This window comes from Glutamicibacter sp. AGC46 (assembly GCF_053543715.1).
On sequence record NZ_JBLVOJ010000009.1, the window covers coordinates 134481 to 160153 of the forward strand.

A 25673-nucleotide genomic window follows, 5' to 3' on the forward strand; every position below is an offset into this window, starting at 1 on the left:
CAGTTCATGCTCGGGGGCCGGCTCGTCCAGTTCCACCGCGCGCAGCACTTCTCCGCGCAGATTCGCCAGGTAGAGGGTGCCATCGAGGATCGCGATGCCGCTGGGGCTGGCTTCGGACGGGGACCACTGCGCAATCGGATCGGTGTACGACGGATTTCCGCCGCTTTTTCCCTCGGCTTCGGGCCAGCCGTAGTTTCCCCCGGCTTCGATGATGTTCAGCTCGTCGAAGGTGTTCTGCCCGAACTCGCTGGCGAACATGGTGCCATCAGCACCCCACGCCAAGCCCTGCACATTGCGGTGCCCGTAGCTGTAGACGAGGGAATTCTCGAACGGGTTGTCGTCCGGGACGCTGCCGTCAGGTGCCATGCGCAGGATCTTTCCGCCCAGCTGCTGCAGGTCCTGGGCTTGCTGGGGATTGCCCGCATCGCCCACGGTGGCATAGAGCATCCCGTCCTGACCGATGGCCAACCGCCCGCCGTTGTGGATGCTGGCCGAGGGCAACCCGTCAATCAAGGTGCGCGGGGCCGACAGTGAAAGATTCCCGGCGCTGCCTTGCACCGTGAACCGCTGGATGCGGTTGCCGAATTCCGCGGTGGAATACGCATAGAGCCGGTCCGGTGCGAGGAAGGCCAGGCCCAGCAATCCGCCTTCTCCCGTCGCTACCAGATCATCGAGCCGGGCTAATTCGCGCAGTTCTCCGGACTCCAAAACCTCCACGATCCGCCCGGAATCACGTTCGCTGACCAGCAACCTGCCCTGCGCGTAGACCATGGACCAGGGGGCTTCGAGTCCGGTGGCCAGTGGTGCTGGAACAGCTTGCGATTCGGTAGCCGTGATTGGAGGCGGCGTTGTCGCGGAGCATCCGGCGAGGAACACTGCGCCGAGCACTAGGCAGGTACCCAGAATGCGCTTCATCGAGCTGCTATGCATGGGCTGGTTGATGGCGCGTCGGGCGATAAGTCAGTTCCTGGATCCGTCCGTCCAGCAGCTTGGACTCGACAAGTTCCAGATCGTAGTCATCGACCCCGCCAAGTACCGGGGCGGAACCGCTATGCCCGGTCAGTACCGGGAAGATGGTCACCTGGATGAAGTCCACAAGACCTGCCGCTAGCAGGGAATGGTTCATCGCCAAGCAGCCGTGGGAGCGCAGCGGCACATCTGAAGCTTCCTTGAGCTGTGCGACGACTTCCAGTGCATCAGCGCGCTCCAGCGTGGGGTTTGGCCAGGACAGCGGCTCTTCCAGGGTGGTGGAGATGACGGTGGCGGGCTTGTCGTGCAGGGCCACACCCCACGCGTCTTCAACCTCGGGATTCGCCTCGATTTCTGCCCAGAAGCGGCTGAAGAGACGGAAGGTGTTGGCCCCGAAAACCATGCGGCAAGCCGGAGTGTAGAGCGCGAGGCGGTGGGCTAACAGCTCTGGCCCCTGTTTTCCCCAGTAGCCGCCCCAATCGCCGGCGGCGCTGCCGAAGCCATCGAGGCTGCTGAACACATCGAAGGTATAGGTCGCACTCATGGCGAATCTCCTGGAGCTTGAGCGTTAGATGCCACCTACCGTACGCCCGTGCTCGCGGTGTGAAAACCAGCTAGGCCGGATTCTCAGGCAAATCCACATTCTGGGTGCGCAACTGGCCGCGGGATAGCTGCTTGCCGGTGGATTCATCGGTGATGATGACCTCCCAGAGCTGCTGGGTGCGCCCTTGGAATAGCGCGGTGGCGATTACCTGAACCCGTGCTCCGGTGGAAGGGCGCAGGAAGTCGGTGGCGTTGTGCACGCCCACGGCGAATTGCCCGCGTTCGGCCACCGCGTAGCTGGCGCCCACTGATCCTGCGCTCTCGATGATCGAGGTGTAAACGCCGCCATGCACCACGCCCCAAGGGGTGTGGTGGTTCTCGTCCAGCTGCGCGTGGCCGCGTACTTCCGTGGCCGTGATTTCGTCGAATTCCAGTCCGATGCTTTCGGTGAAGCGGCTGGTCTTGTTGGGAATCCGCGGTGCAGTGTTTTCCAATTGGTGATCCTCAGGCTAGTTCGGTGTGCTGGCTTCTAGCGCCTGGGCGCGCAGGACATTCTTCTGCACCTTACCAGTGGAGGTGCGCGGCAGATCCTGCGGGAAGACGATGGTGCGCGGCACCTTGAAACCGGCCAGCTTTTCGCGGGCGAATTCAATCAGCGTTTGCGCGTCCAGGGAGGATCCGCTGGCGCGGATGACATATGCCACCGGACGCTCGCCCCATTTCTCGTCCGCGATGCCGATGACGGCCAGGTCCAGCACCTCTGGGTGCGAGGCGAGGGCTTGCTCCACCTCGATGGTGGAGATGTTCTCGCCGCCGGAAATGATGATGTCCTTGGCCCGGTCGCGCACCTGGATGTAGCCATCCGGGTGCATGACACCCAGATCGCCGGTGTGGAACCAGCCGCCATGGAAAGCTTGGGTAGTGGCCGCTTCATCGCGGTAGTAGCCGATCATGACGTTATTGCCGCGCAGCACGATTTCGCCCATGGTCTGTCCATCCGCCGGGACATCGTTCATGTTCTCGTCAACAATGCGTGCGGACTCGGCGGTAATCATGCCAACGCCTTGGCGGGCGAGCTTCGCGGCCCGGTCCGGGCCATCGAGGGCATCCCACTCATCCTGGTACTCGCACACCGTGTACGGTCCGTATACCTCGGTGAGGCCATATACATGGACTACCTCGATGCCCAGCTTCTGCAGCTTGGAGATGATTGCCGGGGACGGGGGAGCTCCTGCGGTGGTGATGCGCAGTGGCGCATCGAGCTGGTGGGCGCGGGTAGAGTCGGCGATGATGGAGCAGACGGTCGGAGCGCCGCACAAGTGGGTGGTTCCAAGATCCTCGATGGCATCCCAAACGGAATCTTCGCGCACGCCGCGCAGGCACAGGTGCGTTCCTCCCGCTGCGGTGACGGCCCATGGAGTGCACCAGCCGTTGCAGTGGAACATCGGCAGGGTCCACAAGTAGCGGGTCTTGGCGGTGAAGCCCTGGTGGTGCGCTTCGCCCAACGAGTTCAGGTAGCTGCCGCGGTGCGAGTAGAGCACGCCCTTCGGCTTGCCGGTGGTGCCCGACGTGTAATTGAGAGTGATCGGAGCCCGCTCATCGGCGATGGCGTAGGGAAGTCTTTCATCCGAGGCTTGTGCGATTAGCTCGTCCAAGGTGGCGTCCACGGGCACGTCCGGACGTTCTCCGGCGTACTGGTCATCGGTGATCTCGATGAGCGCCTCCAGCGTTGGGTTATCGCGGCGCAGGGTCTTCGTGTTTTCCAGCAGCTCTGTGTCGGCAAGCATCAGCTTGGCAGCAGAATGATCAATGATGTATTGCAGCTCGTGGGCCGAGAGTCGGGTGTTCAGGGCAACGAGGACTGCGCCTGCCAGCGGTACGGCGTAATGCGCCATGAGCATTTCGGGAGTATTCGGTGCCAGCACGGCCACGCGGTCGCCCGGCTCAATGCGAGCCTTCAGCGCCTGGGCAAAGCGGTGCACCCGTGCTTCGAATTCTTCATAGGAGAAGATGCGAGTTCCATGGATGACGGCGGTCTTCTTCGGATAGGCCTCGGCTGTGCGTTCCAAGAAACGCAGTGGGGTCAATTCTGAATGGTTGGCCTGAATCTCTACCATGGTGTGGCTATTCCTCAATCGTCATCGATGGTTACGGAGAACAATAAGCAGGAGTGTGACTCAATGCACTCCATGACCAATAGTGGCATGAACCTCAGCGTCATGCCGGGAAACCAAGTTTCATTACGGTGGGCGGTAGGGGATTCGCGCCAGGGCCCCGAGCCCAGGGGAGGCGTTAGTGTTCTGCCGAATCAAGGGCGGCGGAAGCCTGCTGCGATCATGGGGGCCGAGTGGTTCAAGAAGCGCGGCGCATGGCGAATAAAAGACTGCCCAAGGACTCCCCGCGGGGCCTTGGATCGAATATTGCGTCGAATATTGCGATTTGCGAAGTGAAATGTTTGACGGTTGTTCGTCATGAGCCATATCGTTTTAAACAGAATCAAGAGCATCAGCTATAAGCCCTGGCTTGCTGATCGGCAACCCTCTCAACGGTAGTGGGGTGCTCCAGGTGAGGATTCGGTTCCACGCAAAATGTGCTGGAACAAGTACCGCACACGGCGCGGAACTTCAGCCCAAGCGGCTTCGAGTAACGAGAAGCCAATGCTTGCAGGCTACTGCGCGGTGGGCAAGACCCAAAGGAATCGAGCCATGTCATTGAATCTTGAACTTGACCCGTTGACCCTGCGCAAGGTTTTCGCTCAGCATCCATCAGGGGTAGCCGCCCTCTGTGCAGAACTGGATGGCGTGAAGACGGGAATTGTCGCTTCATCGTTTACCGTGGGAGTTTCCCTCGAACCTGCACTGGTGATGTTCGCCGTGCAGAAGTCCTCGAACACTTGGCCAAAGCTGCGCGAAGCTGGCCGCATTGGCGTCTCAGTGCTGAGCGAACGCAATGATGGTGTCTGCGCTCAGATTGCCTCGAAAAATGGCGACCGGTTCCGCGGAATCGATACCTATTCCTCGGATCAGGGCGCGCTCTTCGTCAACGACTCAACGTTGTGGCTGGAGACTTCGATCTACAACGAGGTCGAAGCGGGGGATCACTGGGTAGTCCTGATGGAAGTCCACGGGCACCGCACCTCCGAGCACTCGCCACAGATCTTCCATGATTCGCGGTTCCATTCGCTGCCGATTCCTGAGCTCGTATAAGCGCTTCGCATCTTCCAAAGCTCCGGCCAGATCAAATCATCGATCTGGCCGGAGCTTTTTGAATTCCGGTTAGGCGGGTTGAGCCGTTCCCCGCAGCCCTCGACACCGGCAATGCCCGTTCTCTCTCGCCACCCTGAAGACGTGGCAAGATGGCTGGCAATCTCATGGCCTGCCATCTTGGGCCAGCTGCCCCAGGCATTTGGCGATAACCTCGTCATCAAAGTATCTGTCGCGAGAAACCTTGAACTCGCCATATCCGCCACCCGCCTGGGCTGTCGAACAGAACCGCGCAGGTAGCTCATGGATCCTCGCTGCACGCTGGACCAGAGTGGCAGCGAATTGCCGGCAACCCTCGGATGGGGTTTCCGAGCCATGCAAAGGCTGCGCATCACAAATGAAACCGGCGCTTTATGGGGTCTTCACTGGCGCGCGTCGCGGACGCGAAGTGGCGAGAGTGCGCCGGCAGCCCAGTCGCTGATCCAGGTTCGCCCGCCGAGTCGTTGCACACATTAAGTTATCCACCGCCCCCGAACGCAGAAACCCTGGCCGATTGTGGACTACTGGAAGATCCGGCCTTGCTGGCGAATTTAATCCACGGTGACTTAGGGTTTTGTAAATTCACCAGTATCCACAAGGTTATCCACAAGGCTATGGACAAGACATGGGCAAATGTGTGCAAAGGGTGAAAAACCCCGGGAACTGGGCGATTAAGGGTGTTGATAACCTTGGGCCGGTTGGCGTGAGCTTCAATGAATTAAGTTTCTGTCCACAGGTGTGCGAATACAAACAACCAAGTCAACAGATATTAATGATACGTAGAGTGGGGTAATCCACAGAGTTCTCCCCAGACTGTGAACAGGGAACTCCACAGGTAGAGGAGTGTTATCCACATATTCTGTGGATAATGAGGTTTACGCCTGTTAATAACAGCCCTAGTGTTGGGTTCGGGAGAGAAATATCCACAGGCGCCTGACATCCAAATGTCCGTATCGACTGACACGATGAAGCGTTGCCATGAGGCAAGGATAATTTTCCCCAGCGGGTCAATAGGGGATGGAAGTGTCTGCAATGAGTGCTGAGCCGGTTTACGAAGGACGAGATTCCGACGCAGGGCGCAAGCCGCCACAGGATATCGAGGCCGAGATGTCGGTCCTCGGTGGCATGATGCTCTCCAAGGACGCCATTGCTGACGTCGTTGAATCCATTCGCGGCACCGACTTCTACCGTCCCTCCCACGAATCAATTTACGAGGCGATTGTCGACCTCTACGGTCGTGGCGAACCAGCCGATGCGGTCACCGTAGCCGACTTGCTGACCAAGCGCGGCGAGATCTCGCGCATTGGTGGCGCCGCCTACCTTCACAATCTCATCCAGCAGGTTCCAACTGCAGCCAACGCCGGGTACTACGCAGAAATCGTGCGCGAACGCGCCGTGCTGCGCCGATTGGTTGACGCCGGAACGCGTATTGTCCAGATGGGCTACTCTCCAGATGGTGAAGTTGATGCGATCGTCAACGAAGCCCAGGCAGAGGTCTACAAGGTGGCCGAGAACCGCAGCAGTGAAGACTACGTGCGCCTTTCGGACATCATCGAAGACACCGTTGATGAAATCGAGAACGCGGCCAACGCGGGCGATGGCATTACCGGTGTGCCCACCGGATTCTATGAATTCGACGAGCTGACCCAGGGCCTGAAGGGCGGCCAGATGATCATCATCGCCGCCCGTCCTGCGGTGGGCAAGTCAACCTTCGCGCTGGACTTCGCCCGTTCTGCTGCCATCAAGCACAATATGGCCACCGTGTTCTTCTCCTTGGAAATGGGCCGCAATGAAATTGCGATGCGCCTGCTCTCGGCCGAAGCATCCATCCAGCTCCAGGATCTGCGCAAGGGCTCGGTGGAAGACGCACAGTGGACCAAGATCGCCACGACCATGGGCCGGCTGAACGAAGCCCCGTTGTTCATTGATGATTCGCCGAACATGTCCATGATGGAAATCCGTGCCAAGTGCCGTCGCCTCAAGCAGCGCAACGAGCTGCGCATGATCATCCTGGACTACCTGCAGCTGATGAGCTCGGGCAAGCGTGTGGAATCGCGCCAGCAGGAAGTTTCCGAGTTCTCGCGTAACCTCAAGCTGCTCGCCAAGGAACTCGACGTTCCGTTGATTGCGCTGTCGCAGCTGAACCGTGGTTCCGAGCAGCGTACCGACAAGAAGCCAATGGTTTCGGACCTGCGCGAATCGGGCTCGATTGAGCAGGACGCCGACATGGTGATTTTGCTGCACCGTGATGACGTCTACGACAAGGAAAACCGTCCGGGCGAAGCTGACGTGATTATCGCGAAGCACCGTGCCGGTCCGACCAAGACCATCACCGTGGCCTTCCAGGGCCACTACTCGCGCTTCAACAACATGTCCACCGAGGGTTAGTCCCAGTCAGAACTCATATGGCACCTACTAAGCCAGCGAATTGCTGGCTATAGTGGGTGCCATGTTCGCTTCGATGCAGGCTTTGCTGTGGGGCACTGTGGCCGGCTCGGCCCTGCTGCTGGGATCTGGCGCGGCCTGGTGGCTGAAGATCCCCAAGGTCTGGGTCAGCGCCATCATGGCCTTCGGTGCCGGGGTCCTGGTCAGCGCACTGGCCTTCGAGCTGGTGCTCGAAGCCTATGAAACCGGCGGCCTCGTTGCGACGCTGGGCGGCGTGATCGTGGGCGCTGCCTTGTATTTCGGCGCGAACCGGCTGCTGGCCTGGAGAACCTCAAAGCGGCAGGCGCAGCGCGCAGGAGAGCAGGAGCCATCGGGAACCGCGCTCGCGGTCGGTGCACTCATCGACGGCATTCCCGAGTCCGTGGCCCTTGGACTTTCCGTGGTCGCCACCGCGAGCATTAATCCGGCGATGCTCATCGCCATATTCATCTCCAATGTCCCCGAGGGGCTGGCGAGTACCGCACAGATGAAAGCGTCCGGGCGCAAGGGGTCCTCGATCGTTTTGCTCTGGGGATCGATAGCCATTTCCTGCGGCATCGCTGCCTTCCTCGGAGCGCTGCTGCTGGAATCCATGCCCGGTGAAGTGCTGGCCTTCGCCACCGCGGTCGCTGCCGGAGGCATCTTGACGATGATCGCCGACACCATGATTCCGGAAGCGTACAAGGTGGAGCACGACTACACAGGGTTGCTGGTGACTTCGGGCTTCCTGGCGGCCTTCAGCCTGCACGTGATCGGCGGCTAGGGGAAACCTGAGATCATGGATGCATGCCCCTGAACCGCAGCAGCCAATCAGCCGAGCGCGCCGAGTCCACGATCTATGCTCCGCAGTATCTTGCCACCACCCTTGGCATGTTCGTGCTCGTCTTCCTGGTCGCTTTCGAATCCATGGCCGTGACCACGGTAATGCCACTGGTCAGCGAGCTGCTGGAGGGCGAACGCTACTTCGCCCTGGCCTTTGCCGCGCCAATCGCCAGCGGGATGCTGGGGATGGTTGCCGCCGGAGAAGTCACCGACCGGTGGGGGCCCAAGCACCCGCTGTCCATCGCCGTGGCCGTTTTCTGCATTGGGCTGCTGATCTGCGGTTCAGCCGAGAACATGCAGGTCCTGATTGCCGGGCGCATCTTGCAGGGAATTGGCGGTGGCGCGATCACCGTCGCCATCTACGTGCTCATTGCCCGCGCGTATCCTGCGCATCTGCATTCCAAGATCTTCGCCCTGTTCGCTACCGCCTGGGTGGTCCCGGCGATGATCGGCCCCTGGCTGGCCGGCTTGATGGCCGTGCACCTCGGTTGGCGCTGGGTGTTCTCCGGCGTGGCGGTGCTGGTGGTTCTCGCGTTCTGCGGGATCGTGCCGGCGTTGAAGTCGCTGAGCTCCCAGCGCAATCCGGACCTGGGGCCGATTTCCAAGAAGCGGCTGATGCTGGCCGGCCTGGCTGGACTGGCTGTCATCTGCATGAACTTGCTCGGCAATGCGCAGGGCAGCTGGTCCCTTCTGGGACTGGTCTTGGCATTGGCGGTAGCCCTTGCAGCAATTCGCCCGTTGCTGCCCAAGGGCACGTTCAGCTTGGCCAAGGGGCTGCCGTCCACCATCATGACCCGCATCTTCGTGGCCGGGGCCTTCTTCGGCGTGGAAGTCTATCTGCCGTACCTGCTGCGCGAGGATTACCAGCTGGGGCCCGACCGGGCGGGCCTGATCCTGACGGCCTCGGCATTGTGCTGGTCGGTGGGTTCATGGCTGCAAGGAAAGCTGGGGGATAAGGTGGAATCCTCCACCTGCATCACCGTGGGTGCGATCGCCGGCAGCGTAGCGATTTCAACCGCATTGGCCACCGCGATCTTCCATCCGCCGGTCCTCGTGCTGGTCTGCGGATGGGCCGTGGGCGGCTTCGGCATGGGGATGATCTTCCCGCGGCAAAACGTGAACATGCTGGCCCTGTCTGCCAAGGATGAACAGGGATTCAACTCATCGGCAATGACCGTGGCCGACTCCCTGGGCAACGCCGGAACCACCGCCATCGGTGGCGTCATCTTCGCGATGGCCGCCACCGGGATGGAGTTCATCTCGGTCTTCAGCTTCAGCCTCTTGCTGATTCTGGTCCTGATCGCGATCTCGCCGCGCACCAAACCTGTTGCGCAGCCAGCAGCCTGACTACGCTGGGATCATGGACACAGAGCTTCCCAAGACGAGCAACCCCGCCGCCAGGGCTTTCGAGCAGGCCGGCATCACCAGTCTCGAGCAGGCGGCGCAGGCCGGCACTGCGGCGCTGCTCGCGCTGCACGGTGTCGGCCCGAAAGCCATCCGCATCCTCCGCGACGAGCTGGCCGCACGCGGCCTCGAGATGAACCCCTGAGATCTCCGGCTTAGCCGCGCGGCAGGATGCCCAGGTGGTCCTTGTCCGGTTCCACGATATGCTGCGCATACTCGGTGTGCTTGGCAACGTAGGCCTTCACATACGGGCAGACCGGAACGATCCTGGCACCGCTGGCGATGGTGTTCTCCAGCGCGAATTTCACCATGACGCTGGCTAGGCCCTGTCCGCCGTATTCCTCATCCACGGTGGTGTGGAAGAAGATCCGCTCGACGCCTTGGGCCCCATCAAAATCGCGGTAGTGCGCCGCTCCGATGATCTTGCCGTCATCGTCGAGGGCGAAGCGCTGGCGCTCGGGCAGGAATACTGGTTTGATGTCGCTCATTGGGAGTTCCTTATTGGTTAGGCGGGGTTCACGCGCGGGCGCAGGCGAACGGTGGGAAGTGCTGGAGCCGGCAAGGCTGCCGGAGTATTAGGCGGGAAAGGCCCGAAGCGATCCTCGGAGGCATCCCCGGGCTCGGCCCCGATCTCGGCCTGCCATTGCGCGCGGAACGCGAGGACTTCCTCATGGGTGCGGCCTACGAAGTTCCACCACATCAGGATGTCTTCCTTCAGCGGCTCTCCGCCGATGAGCAGCGCTAGAACCGGCTGGTCCCCGGACTTCAGGCGCAGGGTCGTGCATCCCGCACGCACGAACCCGAGATCGCGTGGAGCGAGTTCATGGCCGTTGACTTCAAGATTGCCGGAGTCCAGGAGGATCCCGTGCTCATGGTGCCCGGGGACAACCACTTCGATCTCGGTGTTCGGTTCAAGGCGCAGTTCGGCGCCACCGAGCTCGGTGTGCGTCTTTACCGGGGAGGTGGACGACTTGCCCGACACCCCGTAGGTGCCAAGGAAGACCGACAGCGACCAGCCGGGAGCGGTGAGCGCTTCCGGGCGGTAGTTCTCAAAAGTATGTTCCATATCCCGTGCATGATCCGGCAGCGCGGTCCATAGCTGGGCGCCGTGAAGGATGGTGGTGTCTTCGGTGAGGATCTCCGAATGGCTGATTCCGTGCCCGGCGGTCATCAGATTGACCTCGCCGGGTCGCACGGTCGCCTTGAACCCGGCCGAATCCATATGGTTGATCTCTCCGGTGAAGAGCCAAGAGACAGTCTGCAGTCCGGTGTGCGGGTGACGAGGCACGTTCATCCCGCCGGTGACTGCGACATCGTCAGGACCGTAATGGTCCAGGAAGCACCAAGCGCCGATCAGGCTGCGCTGCTTTTGCGGCAGTGTCCGGAAGACCGTCATTGCCCGCGGACCGCCCAAGGGCACTTCGCGTGGTTCCAGGATTTCAACCTCTGCCTGGGAACGCACTGCACTGCAGCCGATCTCCTCAGGCCGGTGCTCAAGATTGCTCATATGCCAAGGCTATTCACTGTGGCCCGCTTTGACTACTTGCGCCACCGATTCGAACGCAACTGGAATTGGCGCTGCGACCCGGGGCAGCTTTCGGCCCGGGCACGGTATTCTCGACCGCGGTACGATCAATGCAGTGGTATTAGGCATCTTTCAAGGAGCTTGCGACAACGTGGACAGTGCTATTCTTCGCGACGAAGATCTTCTCAAGCTGGAAAAGCAGGTGTGCTTCGGCCTGGCCGTAGCCTCGCGCTCGGTGATCTCGGCATACAAGCCCGTGCTGGATCCGCTGGGGCTGACGCATCCCCAGTACCTGGTGATGCTGGCCCTTTGGGACTTGGGGCCGATCAGCGCCCGTGCCCTCAGCGGGCATCTGCACCTGGATCCGGGAACGCTTTCCCCGTTGGTCAAGCGCCTCGAAACTGCCGGTTTGGTGGCAAAGACGAAGAACCCGGACGATGAGCGGGCCGTCATCATTCAGCCCACCGAGAAGGGTGCCGCGCTGCGTGCTGAAGCGGTGGAGGTGCCGCGCGAAATGATGGCCCGGCTTGCCCTGACCGACAAGGATGTGCTGGAGCTGCGCGGCATCCTGGACCGCATTATTGCTGCAGGTTCGAACGCTCCGAAAAGCTAGAACCCCATTTAGTTGGTGCACCAACTAATGACGTATGATTGAAGTGCCAGTACTCGCAAACCCAATGACCGAAGAGGACGACGATCATGGATGAATCACCCCTGCCGATCATTTCCGATACCACCGGACTAAGCGTCGGCTACCGCATATTCTGGCGTCTGAAGTACTTGGGATTGTCCATCTTCGGTCCGGCCGAGCGCCGTGTCCTCGCCAGCCCTCGCGAACGCATCAAATGGGACCGCGCAATGAAGGTCATGCGCGCCCATGAAGCTGCCGGAACCTCGCCGGATGAGCAAACGCTGTACACCGCGAGCCGCATGGAGCCTCGCCGTCCGCAGGGGTAGTTGCCCCTGCGGGTGAACCTGATGGCGGGCCGCGATAATATTGACCTTATGGAATCGATGACTGAACTCGTAGTCGCCCGGCAATTTTCCGCACCGAAGAACGCCGTTTGGGCTGCCTTCGTCGAGCCGGAAATCATCGCCCAGTGGTGGGGTCCCGATGGCTGGCTTGTCGAGGAAGATTCCGTCGTATTCGAAGCCAAGGTCGGCGGCCGGCATGAGCTGAATATGGTGCAGGCTGATAACCCGGATGCCAAGGTGCCGCTCAAGGCGGTCCTGACGTCTTTCGACGAGTACGAATGCCTGGTCAGTGCCGACGGCCCGCACGAAATGACCTTGGACCTCGTGATCGAAACCCGTATCGAATTCAAGGAATTCGCCGGGCAGACGATGCTGACGCTGACCCAAACCCCATTGCCTTATGAGGTTATCGAATCCAGCACCAAGGCATGGAATTCCGCTTTTGCGAAGCTCGAAGCGCTGCTGGCGGAATTCTTCTAGGCCTTTAGTACGGCAGGGGAAGAACCAGCACAGCAGCTGCGAACGCCTGCCAGTTTCGCGCTCTTGCCGGCGGAGTCAAAGCGCAGCACGTGGCTGAAAGGCGTTTCGCTGCGGCCACTGGCGCAGTTCTGGCAGGTTCATGCCGTGTAGCGCAACCAGAATCCCATGATGATCTGATGGCGCGGAGCATTGCCGCACGCAACCGGAGCATCGACTTGCACGCCAATTCCTTCCTCCGGTTGCCTGCGCCCTAGCCTCGCCCGATGTAGGGCATTCCGCCAGCAGTGATGGTGAATTGGTTGATGGAGGTACCGAGCGGAACCCCGGCGATGTGCGCAACGGCCTCAGCGGCTTGGGCCAGCGGGAATGTCGGCTCGACGAGCCGTTGGCCGCCCGGTTGCAGGGCACCCTGGGTGGCACCGAAATCATCGAGCAGGTCACTGGCGGTGTTGCCGATATCGAGCTGCGTGGCCCTGATCCGGTGCTCCCGTCCATCAAGTTCAAGGCATTTGGTCAAGCCGGCGATGCCGTGCTTGGTGACGGTATAGGCAACGGAGTTCACGCGCGGAACCTGCGCTGAAATCGATCCATTGTTGATGATGCGTCCGCCGTCGTTGGCCTTGAAATGGGCAAAGGCCGTGCGGGCCGCGTTGATGGCCCCGGTGAGGTTGATCCGGCAAACCTCATCCCACTGGGCCGGACTCAGCTCATCGATGGCTGCCGAGGGACCGAAAATCCCGGCATTATTGAACAGCGCATTGACCGTGCCGAAACGTTGCGCCGCTTCGGCAAACAGGTGTTCCACAGCCTGCGGATCACTAACATCCGTGGGAACCACCAAGGCGGAACCGTGGCCTTGCGCCGTCTCATGCAGGTTAGCCGCGGTGCGCCCGGCGAGCACCACATTCCATCCCTGCGCCAGCAGTAGGCGTGCGGTGGCGCGGCCAATGCCTGATCCTGCGCCGGTGATGGCAATCGTGCGCGGGGCCTGCGGGACTCCAGATGCGTGGGACATTAATTCTCCTTGCGGAAAGCTCAACAGTGATCGGACGAGGCGCGTGGTCTCATCCTAGGAATTTGCGCCGCCAAACCCCAGTTTTCGCCTGCATGTTGCGAAGCGCCCCCGAGCGCATTTCCCGGATCAGCCTGGCAAGCAACTAACCTTGAAGTGCTCGGTCCCCGCGACCCCGGCCGAACATTCCCTAAGGAGGCTTGTGTTCCTCGACGTGCTCTATGGCGTGCTGCCGCTGTTCTTCGTCATGCTCATCGGCTACGGCGCCAGCCATGCACCCAAATTCCCGGCCAGCGTGGAACCGGCACTGAATGTGTTCGTCTTCTATGTCGCCTTGCCGGCGCTGCTCTACAAGGTGGTAGCCCGGGCGGATATCAGCGAAGGCGTGCCGCTCGCATTCCTGTGGATCAGTATCGTCTCCGCGCTGCTTTTCGCCCTGCTCAGCTGGCTGGCTTTCCGCTATCTGCTGCGCGCAAACCGGGCGCGGGCGCTCGCCGGCATGCTGACCACCAGCTTCGGCAACGTGTCGTACTTGGGAATCCCGATTATCCTCGGCGTCATGGGCACAGAAGCCGGGTTCGCCGCGGGCATGGGGCAACTGGTCCACAACATCATCTTCATGGTCGGATTCCCCATCCTCGCCCAAATTCTCTTGCCCAACGGCAAAGGAGGCCAGCATCCGGCAAGCGCCGCGCGCATCGCCCGGACCATCCGCAATGCCCTGGTTTGCAGCCCGGTCACCTGGGCCATGGTCCTTGGCGGCACGGTAGCAATCCTCGGTGTGCCCGTACCACGGCCGGTGGACGACACCATTGACCTGATATCCGCCGCGGCCGCCCCGGGGGCGCTCTTCGTCATCGGCATGTCGCTGAAGCGGACCATTGACCGTTCGCGTGCCAGGAAGCATGCACCGGTTGCTCCGGATGGCTCTGCGGCTGGCGGCAGCTGGGCGAGAACCTCCATCGCGGCCATGGTGCTGGGCAAACTCGTGGCGATGCCATTGCTGACGGTGGCCATGCTGCTTGTTTTCGCCCCGGATCTGGATCGCATCTGGTTCAATGCCGCGGTGCTCATGGCGGCCATGCCGGTCAGCGCAACCGCCTACATCATGGCCCAGAACGACACCGGGGATGGCGAGCCGACCGCGGTGGCCATCGTGATCACCTGCGTCCTGTCGGTCATTGCCTTGCCGGTGCTGGCTCAATTGGTACTGAAGTAGTCCCCGCGCTTTCCTTGACCTTTGCCCCGGTGCGGGGACAGTCTTGTAGCAGCACAGGCTAATCAGCCCGGAGTATCCAGCCCGAGAGATGAGATGCAGGGATTTGATGAAGAAGTTTTCGCTGGCCGCCATCGCCCGAACCCAGCTGAGGGAAGCCGCGGATGCAACCAATGGCCGAGCTGCCAGCACGGTTTTCGGCGGACATGAGCACACCCTGCGCCAAACCGTCATTGGGCTCACGGCCGGCACCGAGCTGCAAGAACATGTGAATCCCGGCGAAGCGACACTGCTGGTCCTCCAGGGCAGGGTCACCGTTTCATCCATGGGCAACCAGTGGGAGGGGCGCAGCCAGGATCTCATTGTGCTTCCCGAGGGGAGGCTGAAAATCAGCGCCACGCAGGATTCCAGCGTGCTGCTCACCGTAGCCAAGATCGATCGCTAGGGGACACCAAAATGCGGGCCAGTTCACATCCATGAACCGGCCCGCATCTGCAGGGGAGAAGGACTGATTAGACGCTGACCGCGTCCTTCTCCCGGTCTCCAGTGCCGCTTTCGCCGGCCGCGGCTTCGGCGTCTGCCAAGTCCCCGGCTTCAGCGTCGATGGCGTCGGCGGATGCCGCGGCTTCGCTCGCCTTGGCTTCAAGCGCCCGGCCTTGCAGCGCGGCGAGCTCCTCGGCGGAAACCGGGTGGCTGGAGGTCTGCACCGGCTTGAGCTGGTCGATGACCATGGTCACGGCCAGGCAGGCCAAGGCCCAAATGGCCAGGACCACCAGGTGGGAGCCGAGCCCGACCCCGTCGAAGTAGACGATCGCGCGGATGGCTTCGACGGCAGCCGGCATCGGCAGGATGTCGTGCAGGATGGTGAAGATGCGCGGTTCCATGTAGATGGACAGCCCGCCATTGGAGGCGGGGACGCCCAGGAACATCACGATCAGCATGGTCGGGACCAGGCAGACCATGCCCAGCAGGCGGTTGAATACCGTGGTGAGCATGGCCACCGCGAAAATCGCGAGCATGCCGACGCTGAACAGCTGCCCGAAGTGGCCCTCCACTGCCCCGGTGAACGGGCCGGCGATCAGGCAGAGCACGGCGGACATGAAGGCCGAGTACACGGCCACCAGCGGGACCAGTTTCTGCAGCGGGGCCATGTGCGGTGCCGCGGTGGCGCCGACCATGATGACCATGAAGCCTGCCATCACCCAGCCCATGCCCAGGTACATGGCCACGGTGCCCATATTGTCGTGCTCCGGAAGCGGGGCCAGCTCCTGGTGGTCCACGTCCATCTGCTGCGCTTGGCCGATCTGCGTGAACACCTGGACCACCAGCTGCGATGCGGCGTTGCCGGAAGCCTGGGCGGTATAGACGGCAGCTTCCGGGCTCTGCTCCGAAGGCAGCACGAAGGCCCCTGTCAGCTCCTGGGACTCGACCAGGTACCGGGCGTCAGCGGCATTGTCCATGGCGGTTAACTCGAACATGCCCTCCATGGATTCGTTCAGCGAATCCACGGTCTGCTGGGCCTGCTCCACGGAGGAGCCCACGACGGCTACCGGCATGTCGCGTGGCACCGGGGTCTGCATGGCGCCGAGCATCGAGCTGAGCATGATGGCGATCATGCCGAAGGGCAGCGCGGCCAAGGTGATGTAGCGCCACGCCTTGTTCTTGGGGCGCGGGCCGCCATGCAGGGAAGCGACATTGATCTGGGTGGGGATATCGCTCTTGCCCTTGGCGATGCGCAGGGCATCGAGCAGGGCGACCAGCAGCAGCGCCGCGACGGCACCGCCGGCGAGAATCAGGATATGCCGGGCCGCTCCGTCGCCGTTGAAGTACAGCACCGAGCGCATGGCTTCGCCCAGGGCCGGCATCGGCAGGAACTGGTGCAGGAACGGGAAGATCTTCGGCAGGGTGTAGACCGACATGCCCATATTGGAGGCCGGCTGGCCCAGCACCATGAACAGGAACATTCCGGGGATGACGGCCATGGCGCCGAATATGCGGGTCAGCAGCAGCTGCCCGGCGCCCACGGCGAAGACGCCCAAGGCCAGGGTCGACCACGCGGGCAGGATGCTCGCGGCAGGAATGACGCCCAGGATCGGGCCGCCGACGAGGATGCCCAGCCCGGAGAGCAGGATCGACCATCCGCCCAGCAGCGGCAGCGCGCGGCGGCGCTTGAGCAGTTCCGGGGAGTTCGAGAAGGCCATCGACCAGGGCATGTAGCCGGCAGTGATCATCGCGGTGGCCAGCAGCATGGCGCCCATGCCCATGGAGTCGTTCTCCGGAAGCGGCACCAGATCCTGGGAAGCCAGTTCCAGCGACTGCTCCATGATGACCGGCGTGAGCACGGCCGTGATGGCCGAGGTGGCTGACATGCCGGCGCCGCTGGCGGTGTACAGCGTGGCCGTATCGCCATCGAGGTCCACCGCAGCGGTGACTTCGCGGTCGTAGACCAGCTCGCGGGCTTCGCGGGCCGAGTCCACGAAGCGCAGGTCCACGGCCTCAGCATTGCTGTCCTCCAGCGCCCGGGCAAAGTCACTGGCCGCTGCGCTGCTGGTGGCCGAAATGGCCACCGGCATGTTCGCGGCTGACTGGTGGTGCATGGCTCCCAGGTAGCCCCAGATCATCATGCCCACGATCATCAATGGCATGATGAACACTGCGACAGTCCTGCCGATCTTTTCGGCCTTGGCGCGTTTGGCGGCCGCTTCCTGCTCGGAAAGAGGCTGCTTCTCGTGCTTGGCCCTGCGGGAGGGCGGCGGGTTTTCAGTGACTGCGGCGTCGTTGCTCAACTGCGCATGCTCCTTGGATTCTCGGTCTGCAGCGGGGTGCGAGGCAACCCGCCAAGGTCTTTAGTTGAATACTAACAACTAATTTACGCCACATGGCGTAAAATTGTCAGCAACTGTGCCGAGGTTCACTTCCTGGACGCCGGGACGAGATGATGCGAGGAAAGGCGGGAATGGTGAGCCGACACGGCGATAAGGCGCGGGAGGTCTTGCTCGATGCGGCAGAAGAGCTCTTCGCGAGCCACGGCATAGACGCCGTATCGAATCGGAAAATTACCGAGCATGCCGGTACTGCCAACCATTCGGCGATCAAATACCATTTCGGGAGCCGCGAGGACCTGTTGCAGGCCATGCTCCAGCGGGCGCTGGACGACATGCGCAGCTGCCGCAATCGCCTGCCATCCCTTGCTGGCGGACCGGAGGCGAGTCTGCGCGAGGTGGTCACCGTGCGGACCCTTCCCTGGATCTATTCCTTTGACGCGCTGCCGCGGCCCTCCTGGCGGGCGCAATTCCTCTACCAGGCACGGCTGCATCCAGGACTGCCGGCGATTGTGGGCGACAGCCTGCGCGACGAGGTGCTGAGCGTGGCGGGCCCAGGACGTGCTCGCAAGGAATTCGAGGGCATTCCGGAGGTCGTGGTCAGGTCGCGTGCGCTGATTCTCGGTCCGATGTTCCTGGGGCTGTGCGCGCAGTACGAGCGCACGGTCAATGAAGGCAAGCAGCAGGGCAACTGGGAATCGCTGGGCTACTTCCTGGTCGATTCCATGGTCGGCATGCTGGCGGCGCCAAGCACCGCTGCGGCCGACTTCATGGGATTCGGCGAGGACTAGCCGGGCTGGCGCGAGGCGCTGCAGCCGGAATTAAAAAAACGCAGAGGCCAGGTCCCGACGCCTCAGGGGTTGGCCTCTGCGTGGTCTTCAGGGGACGCCTAGCGTCCCGGGTGCTGGCCGAACAGGCGGCTCCACAGTGAGGGAACCTCGCGGGTGATTCGCGGCTGGCGGGCAATATCCGGATCCAGGTTCTCGATGGGCTGGAACAGTCCGGTGCGCAAGGCGTCGGTGGTGGCAATGAGGCGCTGGTCCTCCGGTGTGCAGTTGATCTTGCTTGGGTTGATAGCGGTCATTGCGACCCTCCTTCACGATTTCGCATTTCCATAATATGGAAATTATCTTCTGTTTTGTGAAACCATTATGTGGGCTAGGTCCGAGCGTTTGCAATAGCTGGGCGCAAAATTATCTATCCACAATATGGAAACCGGCAAAAAGTCACACTTGTTAAAGTTTTTCCAGCTTTCGCTTGACTGCGACGCTGTGAGGTGGATTACAGTGGTCACACAAGGTTCCACGAAACCAGCATCGAGTCGAAGCCGAAGTCTCCTTCGGTGGTAAGGGTGTTCAGCCAAGGTCCGTGGAAAGAACGACCGTTTGAAAAGAGCTGATCACCCGATGCGTTTAGACGTATTCAACCAATTGCCCGCAGCCGAGGCCGCTGATTTCCTGCGCCCCTGCGTCGATGTCGACCGCTGGATCGATGCCCTTGTTTCCGCCCGTCCTTTCAGCAGCTTCGATGCGCTTTCCAGCTTTGCGCTGCAGGACGTCGCTCCCTTCAGCCGCGAGGAAATTGCCGCCGCCCTGGCCCACCATCCGCGCATCGGCGAACAGGCGCAGGGAAGCAGCAAGGAAGCGGACCTCTCCCGCGGCGAACAGGCAGGCCTGGACCTTGATGACGATGTCGCCGGCCGCCTGGCAGCAGCCAACCGGGCCTATGAGCAGCGCTTCAACAGGGTATTCCTCATCCGCGCCGCCGGCCGCAGCACCGAAGAAATCCTTGCCGAATGCGAACGCCGGCTGGCCAACGCAGAACAGGCTGAACTGCTTGAAGTAGCCGAGCAGCTGCGCCAGATTGCGCTGCTGCGGCTGGAGAACTCGGTGGACAACTAAGCCCATGCCCGGGGTGAACCCCTGCGCATTTATCGATACCAATCCCTCCGACAGCCAGGAGATGAACATGGCAGATGGAAACGGCGAACGCAGCCACATCACCACCCACATACTCGACACCGGGACCGGGAGGCCTGCCTCCGGTGTCAAGGCCACGCTGGAAGCCAAGACGGCATCCGGCTGGCAAGAAATCGGCTCGGGTTCCACGGATGCCGATGGCCGCATCAAGAACCTCGGACCGATACAGGTTGAAGCCGGCCGCTACCGGATTTCCTTTGAAACCGGCGGCTACTTCGGGAAGCAGGGAACGGAAAGCTTCTTCCCCGCGGTAAGCATCGATTTCTTCGTCAACGACGTCGACGAGCACTACCACGTACCTCTTCTTATCAGCCCGTTTGCCTATTCCACGTACCGAGGGAGTTAGAACAATGACTACCGAAATCACCGCCCCAGCAGATACCAAGATCGTGCTGGGCTCCAACCAGTACGGCAAGGCCGAAGTCCGCCTGGTCAAGATCACCCGCGACACCGTGCGCCACCAGATCCAGGACCTGAACGTCACCAGCCAGCTGCACGGCGACTTCACCGCCGCGCACCAGGACGGCGACAACGGCCGCGTCGTCGCCACTGACACCCAGAAGAACACCGTCTATGGCCTGGCCCGCAACGGCGTGGGCGCCATCGAGGAGTTCCTGGTGCAGCTGGGAAACCACTTCACTAGCGAATTCGAGTGGATCACCGGCGGCCGCTGGGCAGCCCAGCAGTTCTTCTGGGACCGCATCAACGACCATGACCACGCCTTCTCGCAGAACAAGTCCGAAGTGCGCACCGCCGTGCTGGAAATCGACGCCGAAGGCAAGAAGTCCATCGTTGCCGGCCTGGAGGACCTCACCGTCCTGAAGTCCACGGGCAGCGAGTTCCACGGTTTCCCGGTGGACAAGTACACGACCCTGAAGGAAACCACCGACCGCATCCTGGCCACCGACGTGACTGCGCGCTGGCGCTACACCGGCCAGGCCATCGCCCAGGGCATCGACTTCGACGCGGTCTACACCTCGGTGCGCCACCTGCTGCTGACCCGCTTCGCCGACACCCACTCGTACGCGTTGCAGCAGACCATGTTCCAGATGGGGCAGGCAGTGCTCGAAGCGCATCCGGAAATCGCCGAAATCAAGATGTCCCTGCCGAACAAGCACCACTTCCTGGTTGACCTGGAAGTCTTCGGCCAAGACAACCCCAATGAGGTCTTCTTCGCCGCGGATCGCCCGTACGGCCTGATCGAAGCGACGATCACCCGCGAAGGCACCGAGGCGAATCACCCCATCTGGGCCAATATTCCGGCATTTATCTAACTGAACGGCGTTGAAGGGGGGCCGGCGCTGGCACGCCGGCACACCTTTGGCAGCGACTGACGTAGGAGGTCAGCCTTGAGCGCTACACAAGATGAATCTATCAAAGGCAATCGTCCCGAGGACGCGAAGCTCCCTCTGGGGAAGTCCTTTGCCTATGGCCTGCAGCATGTCCTGACGATGTACGGCGGCATTATCGCCCCGCCGCTGATCATCGGAAACGCTGCCGGCTTGGCCCCGGACGAGGTGGGCCTGCTGGTCGCCTGCTGCCTGTTTGTCGGCGGGCTGGCCACCATCCTGCAAACCGTGGGCATCCCGTTCTTCGGGGCGCAGCTGCCGCTGGTCCAGGGCACGTCCTTCGCATCCGTGGCTACCATGGTGGCCATCGTCAACGGGGGAGGCGGAATCCAGGCGGTCTTCGGGGCCGTGCTCGTCGCAGCGCTGATCGGCTTCCTCATAGCGCCGTTCTTCGCCCGCATTGTCAGGTACTTCCCGCCGGTGGTCACCGGCGTGGTCATTACGATGATCGGCATCTCGCTGACCCCGGTCGCGGCCAACTGGGCCATGGGCGGGGACGCGAAGGCCGATGACTACGGGTCGCTGGCCAACATCGGCCTGGCCGCCGGAACACTGCTGGTGGTCCTGCTGCTGTCCAAGGTCGGCAATGCAGCGATTTCCCGCATGTCGATCCTGCTGGCCATCGTGCTGGGCACCGTCGCCGCAGCGCTGCTGGGCATGGCCGATTTCTCGCAGGTCGGGCACGGCGCGATCTTCGCCTTCCCGCAGCCACTGGCCTTCGGCATGCCGGTCTTCGAAATCGGCGGCATCATCTCGATGACCATCGTGGTGCTGGTGATCCTCACCGAAACCACCGCAGACATCCTCGCTGTGGGCGAGATCGCCGGATCGAAGGTGGATTCCAAGCGCATTGCCGACGGCCTGCGTGCCGACATGGCCTCTTCCGCAGTGGCGCCGATTTTCAATACCTTCACCCAGTCGGCCTTTGCGCAGAATGTCGGCCTGGTGGCCATCACGGGCATCACCAGCCGCTTCGTTGTCGCGGCCGGTGGCGGCATCCTCGTCGTGCTCGGCTTGCTGCCGATCCTCGGACGAGTGGTCGCTGCCATCCCGACTCCGGTGCTCGGCGGCGCAGGCATCGTGCTCTTCGGCACCGTCGCCGCTTCCGGGATCCGGACCCTGTCCAAGGTGAAGTACGACGGCATGAACCTGGTGATCGTCGCGGCATCGATTGCCTTTGGCTGCATCCCGATTGTGAAGCCGGACTTCTACGCTGGATTCCCCACGTGGTTCGAGACGATCTTCCACTCCGGGATTTCCTCGGCGGCCGTGATGGCCGTGCTGCTGAACCTGCTGTTCAACGAACTCAAGTTCGGGAATACAAAGGATGCATCGGTCTTCTCGGCGGCTCCGCCGCGCATGGTCAAGACCGAGGAGATCTGCGGATTGCTCGATGGCGACCACTACGTGGGCGGCAAGCTCATCGACAAGGAAGGCTACGAAATTCCGGTGGTCACACCCGATGAATTCGAGCAGATCCAGACCGGAGCCATCCAGATGCCTGTACCCAGGCCTGCCGAGACATCAGGGCACTGAGGAATCGGCCCCATCCGAACCCGAGGCCGAGGAATTGCTCGATGACGAGAAGTAGCAGCTAGCGCGAAATGCTCGCAAACTCCGGTTTGCGGGCATTTTGCGCGAGTTCGAGCAGTTGCACTTCACAGCGCGAACAGCCAGGGAGCACCGCCGGACGAGTTTTCCGGGCACCTGGCGCAGGGCTGGCCCAAGTGCTGGACTGCGTTGGATGTTCCATGCAGGCACCGGACCAGTCAGGGGCTCCTGTGCGGCAGCGGGAGCATCGGCGTTTTGCGAGGGTCTAAGCTAGATGACTGTGAGTTCAGCAAATCTTTCCATCGGCGTTGACATCGGTGGCACCAAAATCCTTGCAGCCCTTGTGGATCAAGAGGGGAACGCCTTCGGGCAAATCCGCCGCGAGACACCTGACCATGACGTGGCGGGGACCGAACGTGCCCTGGCTGAGATGATCCGCGAGCTCTCGAAGGGCAACGAAGGTCTTCCGGTGGGCATTGGAGCAGCGGGATGGATGGACCGCAAGGGGCAGAACGTGCTGTTCAGCCCCCACCTGTCTTGGCGCAATGAACCGGTGCGCGACCGTCTGATGCAGCTGGTAGGACATGAAGTGACTCTGGTCAACGACGCTGATGCGGCCGGCTGGGCCGAGCATCGTTTTGGCGCGGGCCGGGGTGAAAGCGACATGGTGTGCCTGACCCTCGGAACGGGGATCGGCGGGGCGGTCATCCTCGGAGGGCAAATCCACCGTGGCAAGTCCGGGATTGCTGGCGAATTCGGGCACCAGGTGATCGTTCCCGGCGGCCATCGGTGCGCCTGCGGAAACCGCGGTTGCTGGGAGCAGTACGCCTCTGGCAATGCCCTGGGCCGGGAAGGAGCCGAACTTGTGCGCAGCAAATCACCGGTGGCCTTCCGCCTGCGCGAGGCCGTGGGCGATGACCCGGACGCCGTTACCGGGGCGGAGGTAACTCGACTTGCCGCAGAGGGCGACCCGGCGTGCGCCGACCTCATTGCGGATATGGGCGAATGGCTCGGGTTGGGCATTTCGAATCTGGTCTCGGTTCTGGATCCGGGGACCATCGTTATCGGCGGCGGCTTGGGCGCGGCGTCGAAGCAACTGGTGGCCACCGCGGAGGAGACTTACCGCCGCACCCTCTCCGGCAGGGGCTACCGTCCCTTTGCGAAGATCAGCCAAGCCGAATTGGGTCCGGTGGCAGGCCTGATCGGGGCTGCTGATTTGGCGAGGTTCAATCAACAGCAATAAACATTGACAGGACATTAGGTCTTATCTAGGCTCAGGTTGTTATTCAACACGAGAGCGAGGTTCCGGCATGGTCCTGCCAGAGAAGCCGCCGCAGACCCGTGGCGGGCCGCTAGCAGTCGTTTTGGGAACCTACGCGGTCGCCATGTGCGGTACCACCATGCCGACCGCGCTGTATCCAATGCTCCAGGATGAATACGGCCTGAGCACCGCCGACTCGACCCAGCTTTTTGCGATCTACGCCCTGGTGGTGCTCACGGTGCTGTGCATCTTCGGTTCCCTCTCTGACGCCATTGGCCGCAAACCCGTCATGATTCTCGGGCTGCTCGCCTCGGCCGCCAGCGGGGTGCTTTATGCCCTGGCCACCGACGCGCCCATGCTGTTCATTGCCCGGACCCTGTCCGGGGTGTGCGCCGGGCTGGTCACCGGAACGGCCACAGCCTATTTGGCGGATCTGGTCTCCAGCTCCGGACGCGGTGCCGCCATTTCCAGCCTGGCGAATATGGCGGGACTAGGCAGCGGTCCGGCCTTGGCGGCATTTCTGACTTTCTTCTTCCCGGCTACCCCCATGATCGCTTTCAGCGTGCACGCGGTGCTTTCGGGCCTGTGCATCGTGCTGCTGGCCATGATCCCCGACAGTGTTGCGCACCGCCGGGGCGGATGGAAACTCAGCCTTCCGCTGGTGCCGCGTTTGGCACGACGGGACTTCTGCGTGGGCGGACTGATGACCCTGGGCTTTGCGGTCATGGGCGGCTGTACAGCCATGACGTCCATCCTGGTGGTCCGCGCCTTTGGGATTACCGACCTGCGCCTGCTGGGGCTCATCGGTTCGCTGATTTTCGCCGCCACTGCCGTGGGCCAGAAAGCGGGCGGGAAGCTGGTCAGCGAAAAAGTGCAGCTGGGCTATGCCGGGCTGGCGGTGGGCGCGGTGCTGATAGCTATTGCCCCGAGGTTGGGCGGGGGCCTGGCGGTCACGGTGTACCTGGTTGGCCTGGTGGTTGCTGGACTGAGCCATGGTGCGCTGTTCCCGGTGGGACTGGGCATCGTACTGCGGCGCATCGAGCTGCGGCATCGAGGCAGCGCCAGCTCCGCCTTCTGGGTACTGGGCTACGCCCTGACCGCACTTGGGGCGCTGGGGCTGGGCTGGGTAGGGCAGACCAGCGGCGAATCGATGGCAGTGACCTGCTTCGGCGCAATCATCGCACTGTGCGCAATCGGGTGCGCCAGGCTTCATCGCCGCTGGGACGATTCTGCAAACTCGCGAATCCCTGCCGGACCCTAGGCCTGCGTGCGGCGGGCATTGCTGGCAGGACAGCCGAGCTCCAGACGAGCCCCGGCCTGCGTGTGGCAGAGAACACGTGGCTTGCCGGAATGAGGTGCAGCCGATCCTCGTTGGGCATTGATAGAAGAAAACCGTATCCGGCAATGGCCCGAACCAGTGGCCTCGGACAGATCTGAAAGGCAATCAATGACAGTTGCATCCCAGGAAATCCAGGCCGACACAGCAACGCTCAACGCCATTTTTGGCGAGGCGCGCACCGCTAACGCGTTCACCGGAGAGGTTACCGAGGAGCAGGCCCAGGAAATCTACGAACTGGCCAAGTTCGGTCCAACCGCGTTCAATTCCCAGCCGCTGCGCGTCACCTACGTGCGGTCGGACGAAGCCCGCGCCACCCTGGTCGACGCGCTCTCCAACGGCAACAAAGCCAAGACCGCCGCAGCTCCGCTGGTAGCGATCCTCAGCTATGACACGGCATGGCACGAACAGTGGGACAACTTCCTGCCCGGCTACAACGCACCCAAGGCCATGTACGATGCTGATGCGGACTTCACCGCATCCACCGGCAACAACAACGCACACCTGCAGGCGGGCTACTTCATGCTGGCCGCGCGCAGCTTGGGCTTCGCGGTAGGTCCAATGACCGGCGCAGACTTCTCCGCCATCGACGCATCGTTCTTCCCGGAAGGCGATCAGAAGAGTTTCCTGGTCGTGAATATCGGCCAGCCAGCCGAAAGCGAGATCGGCTCGCCAAAAGCACGCTTCGACTACGAAGCAGTTGTCCGCACCGTCTAGGTGCATCGAGTACTTCGAAAACGGCATGCGCCAGAAGCGCGGAATT

Annotated in this window: 27 protein-coding genes and 1 riboswitch; of the genes, 18 read left to right on the plus strand and 9 right to left on the minus strand. The window is 62.0% G+C overall.

The window, feature by feature from the left end; genetic code table 11:
• The 4 genes from ACNPM8_RS03770 to ACNPM8_RS03785 all read right to left on the minus strand — a co-directional run.
• A partial coding sequence (locus ACNPM8_RS03770) for a PQQ-dependent sugar dehydrogenase (RefSeq protein ID WP_448939316.1) occupies positions 1-930 on the minus strand: 930 nt, incomplete at its 3' end.
• Positions 923-1513: a dihydrofolate reductase family protein gene (locus tag ACNPM8_RS03775; RefSeq protein WP_105656584.1), complete on the minus strand. Its 591-nt coding sequence runs from the start codon at positions 1511-1513 to the stop codon at positions 923-925. The genes ACNPM8_RS03770 and ACNPM8_RS03775, both read right to left, overlap by 8 nt.
• 70 nt (positions 1514-1583) lie before the next feature.
• Positions 1584-2006, minus strand: coding sequence for a PaaI family thioesterase (locus tag ACNPM8_RS03780; protein WP_105656583.1), 423 nt, complete (start codon positions 2004-2006; stop codon positions 1584-1586).
• Between the two features lie 15 nt (positions 2007-2021).
• On the minus strand, positions 2022-3629 hold the full coding sequence (locus ACNPM8_RS03785) for a long-chain-fatty-acid--CoA ligase (RefSeq protein ID WP_402735415.1): 1608 nt from the start codon (positions 3627-3629) through the stop codon (positions 2022-2024).
• A 377-nt stretch (positions 3630-4006) separates the two neighbouring features.
• Positions 4007-4123: riboswitch (SAM riboswitch) on the plus strand.
• A 94-nt stretch (positions 4124-4217) separates the two neighbouring features.
• Here ACNPM8_RS03785 and ACNPM8_RS03790 point away from each other — a divergent pair.
• The 5 genes from ACNPM8_RS03790 (at position 4218) to ACNPM8_RS03810 (ending at position 9549) form a co-directional block, all read left to right on the plus strand.
• Positions 4218-4718: a flavin reductase family protein gene (locus tag ACNPM8_RS03790; protein WP_105656581.1), complete on the plus strand. Its 501-nt coding sequence runs from the start codon at positions 4218-4220 to the stop codon at positions 4716-4718.
• 1068 nt (positions 4719-5786) lie between these two features.
• A complete protein-coding gene (dnaB, locus tag ACNPM8_RS03795; protein WP_105656572.1) occupies positions 5787-7142 on the plus strand; it encodes a replicative DNA helicase in 1356 nt (451 codons plus the stop codon).
• A gap of 61 nt (positions 7143-7203) precedes the next feature.
• Positions 7204-7941 carry a ZIP family metal transporter gene (locus ACNPM8_RS03800; RefSeq protein ID WP_105662220.1) on the plus strand — a complete coding sequence of 246 codons (738 nt, stop codon included), beginning with the start codon at positions 7204-7206 and terminating at the stop codon, positions 7939-7941.
• Between the two features lie 23 nt (positions 7942-7964).
• Positions 7965-9347, plus strand: a complete 1383-nt coding sequence (locus tag ACNPM8_RS03805) for an MFS transporter (RefSeq protein WP_133833832.1) — start codon at positions 7965-7967, stop codon at positions 9345-9347.
• A gap of 13 nt (positions 9348-9360) precedes the next feature.
• Complete coding sequence (locus ACNPM8_RS03810; protein ID WP_448939317.1) at positions 9361-9549, plus strand: hypothetical protein; 189 nt, start codon at positions 9361-9363, stop codon at positions 9547-9549.
• 10 nt (positions 9550-9559) lie between these two features.
• Here the strand turns inward: ACNPM8_RS03810 and ACNPM8_RS03815 are convergent, their stop codons facing one another.
• Complete coding sequence (locus ACNPM8_RS03815) at positions 9560-9892, minus strand: GNAT family N-acetyltransferase (RefSeq protein WP_105662222.1); 333 nt, start codon at positions 9890-9892, stop codon at positions 9560-9562.
• A 17-nt stretch (positions 9893-9909) separates the two neighbouring features.
• Positions 9910-10911: a pirin family protein gene (locus ACNPM8_RS03820; RefSeq protein ID WP_105656569.1), complete on the minus strand. Its 1002-nt coding sequence runs from the start codon at positions 10909-10911 to the stop codon at positions 9910-9912.
• Positions 10912-11080: 169 nt separating this feature from the next.
• Here ACNPM8_RS03820 and ACNPM8_RS03825 point away from each other — a divergent pair, with 169 nt between their 5' ends.
• From ACNPM8_RS03825 to ACNPM8_RS03835, 3 genes are all read left to right on the plus strand, one after another.
• On the plus strand, positions 11081-11542 hold the full coding sequence (locus ACNPM8_RS03825) for a MarR family winged helix-turn-helix transcriptional regulator (protein ID WP_105656568.1): 462 nt from the start codon (positions 11081-11083) through the stop codon (positions 11540-11542).
• Between the two features lie 86 nt (positions 11543-11628).
• On the plus strand, positions 11629-11886 hold the full coding sequence (locus ACNPM8_RS03830) for a hypothetical protein (protein ID WP_286134083.1): 258 nt from the start codon (positions 11629-11631) through the stop codon (positions 11884-11886).
• 57 nt (positions 11887-11943) lie between these two features.
• A complete protein-coding gene (locus tag ACNPM8_RS03835) occupies positions 11944-12384 on the plus strand; it encodes an SRPBCC family protein (RefSeq protein WP_166650752.1) in 441 nt (146 codons plus the stop codon).
• Between the two features lie 250 nt (positions 12385-12634).
• Here ACNPM8_RS03835 and ACNPM8_RS03840 read toward each other — a convergent pair whose 3' ends face one another.
• Entirely contained in the window at positions 12635-13399 is a 765-nt protein-coding gene (locus ACNPM8_RS03840; protein ID WP_388024738.1) for an SDR family oxidoreductase, read from the minus strand.
• A gap of 199 nt (positions 13400-13598) precedes the next feature.
• Here ACNPM8_RS03840 and ACNPM8_RS03845 point away from each other — a divergent pair, with 199 nt between their 5' ends.
• Together ACNPM8_RS03845 and ACNPM8_RS03850 are read left to right on the plus strand one after the other, a co-directional pair.
• Positions 13599-14615, plus strand: a complete 1017-nt coding sequence (locus ACNPM8_RS03845; protein WP_448939318.1) for an AEC family transporter — start codon at positions 13599-13601, stop codon at positions 14613-14615.
• Positions 14616-14721: 106 nt separating this feature from the next.
• Positions 14722-15057 carry a LuxR family transcriptional regulator gene (locus ACNPM8_RS03850; RefSeq protein WP_133833835.1) on the plus strand — a complete coding sequence of 112 codons (336 nt, stop codon included), beginning with the start codon at positions 14722-14724 and terminating at the stop codon, positions 15055-15057.
• A 67-nt stretch (positions 15058-15124) separates the two neighbouring features.
• On the opposite strand, the gene ACNPM8_RS03855 is transcribed toward ACNPM8_RS03850, so the two are convergent.
• Positions 15125-17398, minus strand: a complete 2274-nt coding sequence (locus ACNPM8_RS03855; RefSeq protein WP_402741407.1) for an ABC transporter permease — start codon at positions 17396-17398, stop codon at positions 15125-15127.
• A gap of 173 nt (positions 17399-17571) precedes the next feature.
• On the opposite strand from ACNPM8_RS03855, the gene ACNPM8_RS03860 reads away from it, so the two are divergent.
• The gene (locus tag ACNPM8_RS03860; protein WP_332498188.1) at positions 17572-18225 is read left to right on the plus strand and encodes a TetR/AcrR family transcriptional regulator; all 654 of its coding nucleotides are present in this window, start codon (positions 17572-17574) and stop codon (positions 18223-18225) included.
• A 98-nt stretch (positions 18226-18323) separates the two neighbouring features.
• Here ACNPM8_RS03860 and ACNPM8_RS03865 read toward each other — a convergent pair whose 3' ends face one another.
• Complete coding sequence (locus tag ACNPM8_RS03865; RefSeq protein WP_448939319.1) at positions 18324-18518, minus strand: hypothetical protein; 195 nt, start codon at positions 18516-18518, stop codon at positions 18324-18326.
• Positions 18519-18840: 322 nt separating this feature from the next.
• On the opposite strand from ACNPM8_RS03865, the gene uraD reads away from it, so the two are divergent.
• The 7 genes from uraD to ACNPM8_RS03900 all read left to right on the plus strand — a co-directional run bounded on the left by uraD (position 18841) and on the right by ACNPM8_RS03900 (position 25627).
• Entirely contained in the window at positions 18841-19335 is a 495-nt protein-coding gene (gene uraD, locus ACNPM8_RS03870; RefSeq protein WP_105656559.1) for a 2-oxo-4-hydroxy-4-carboxy-5-ureidoimidazoline decarboxylase, read from the plus strand.
• 67 nt (positions 19336-19402) lie between these two features.
• Positions 19403-19759, plus strand: coding sequence for a hydroxyisourate hydrolase (gene uraH, locus ACNPM8_RS03875; RefSeq protein ID WP_105656558.1), 357 nt, complete (start codon positions 19403-19405; stop codon positions 19757-19759).
• Between the two features lie 4 nt (positions 19760-19763).
• Positions 19764-20687 carry a factor-independent urate hydroxylase gene (gene pucL, locus ACNPM8_RS03880; RefSeq protein ID WP_448939320.1) on the plus strand — a complete coding sequence of 308 codons (924 nt, stop codon included), beginning with the start codon at positions 19764-19766 and terminating at the stop codon, positions 20685-20687.
• A gap of 75 nt (positions 20688-20762) precedes the next feature.
• A complete protein-coding gene (locus ACNPM8_RS03885) occupies positions 20763-22298 on the plus strand; it encodes a nucleobase:cation symporter-2 family protein (protein ID WP_105656556.1) in 1536 nt (511 codons plus the stop codon).
• Between the two features lie 295 nt (positions 22299-22593).
• Complete coding sequence (locus ACNPM8_RS03890; protein ID WP_286134082.1) at positions 22594-23556, plus strand: ROK family protein; 963 nt, start codon at positions 22594-22596, stop codon at positions 23554-23556.
• 67 nt (positions 23557-23623) lie between these two features.
• Entirely contained in the window at positions 23624-24835 is a 1212-nt protein-coding gene (locus ACNPM8_RS03895; protein WP_448939321.1) for an MFS transporter, read from the plus strand.
• A 186-nt stretch (positions 24836-25021) separates the two neighbouring features.
• Positions 25022-25627: a malonic semialdehyde reductase gene (locus tag ACNPM8_RS03900; RefSeq protein WP_105662234.1), complete on the plus strand. Its 606-nt coding sequence runs from the start codon at positions 25022-25024 to the stop codon at positions 25625-25627.
• Positions 25628-25673: the final 46 nt, after the last annotated feature.

Coding starts and splice junctions, on each gene's coding strand:
- ACNPM8_RS03865 (WP_448939319.1), bottom strand. CDS start 18,518: ATGACCGCTATCAACCCAAGCAAGATCAACTGCACACCGGAGGACCAG.
- ACNPM8_RS03850 (WP_133833835.1), top strand. CDS start 14,722: ATGAAGAAGTTTTCGCTGGCCGCCATCGCCCGAACCCAGCTGAGGGAA.
- ACNPM8_RS03815 (WP_105662222.1), bottom strand. CDS start 9,892: ATGAGCGACATCAAACCAGTATTCCTGCCCGAGCGCCAGCGCTTCGCC.
- ACNPM8_RS03830 (WP_286134083.1), top strand. CDS start 11,629: ATGGATGAATCACCCCTGCCGATCATTTCCGATACCACCGGACTAAGC.
- ACNPM8_RS03895 (WP_448939321.1), top strand. CDS start 23,624: ATGGTCCTGCCAGAGAAGCCGCCGCAGACCCGTGGCGGGCCGCTAGCA.
- ACNPM8_RS03800 (WP_105662220.1), top strand. CDS start 7,204: ATGTTCGCTTCGATGCAGGCTTTGCTGTGGGGCACTGTGGCCGGCTCG.
- ACNPM8_RS03785 (WP_402735415.1), bottom strand. CDS start 3,629: ATGGTAGAGATTCAGGCCAACCATTCAGAATTGACCCCACTGCGTTTC.
- ACNPM8_RS03900 (WP_105662234.1), top strand. CDS start 25,022: ATGACAGTTGCATCCCAGGAAATCCAGGCCGACACAGCAACGCTCAAC.
- ACNPM8_RS03805 (WP_133833832.1), top strand. CDS start 7,965: ATGCCCCTGAACCGCAGCAGCCAATCAGCCGAGCGCGCCGAGTCCACG.
- ACNPM8_RS03840 (WP_388024738.1), bottom strand. CDS start 13,399: ATGTCCCACGCATCTGGAGTCCCGCAGGCCCCGCGCACGATTGCCATC.
- ACNPM8_RS03775 (WP_105656584.1), bottom strand. CDS start 1,513: ATGAGTGCGACCTATACCTTCGATGTGTTCAGCAGCCTCGATGGCTTC.
- ACNPM8_RS03835 (WP_166650752.1), top strand. CDS start 11,944: ATGACTGAACTCGTAGTCGCCCGGCAATTTTCCGCACCGAAGAACGCC.
- ACNPM8_RS03810 (WP_448939317.1), top strand. CDS start 9,361: ATGGACACAGAGCTTCCCAAGACGAGCAACCCCGCCGCCAGGGCTTTC.
- pucL (WP_448939320.1), top strand. CDS start 19,764: ATGACTACCGAAATCACCGCCCCAGCAGATACCAAGATCGTGCTGGGC.
- dnaB (WP_105656572.1), top strand. CDS start 5,787: ATGAGTGCTGAGCCGGTTTACGAAGGACGAGATTCCGACGCAGGGCGC.
- ACNPM8_RS03790 (WP_105656581.1), top strand. CDS start 4,218: ATGTCATTGAATCTTGAACTTGACCCGTTGACCCTGCGCAAGGTTTTC.
- uraH (WP_105656558.1), top strand. CDS start 19,403: ATGGCAGATGGAAACGGCGAACGCAGCCACATCACCACCCACATACTC.
- ACNPM8_RS03820 (WP_105656569.1), bottom strand. CDS start 10,911: ATGAGCAATCTTGAGCACCGGCCTGAGGAGATCGGCTGCAGTGCAGTG.
- uraD (WP_105656559.1), top strand. CDS start 18,841: ATGCGTTTAGACGTATTCAACCAATTGCCCGCAGCCGAGGCCGCTGAT.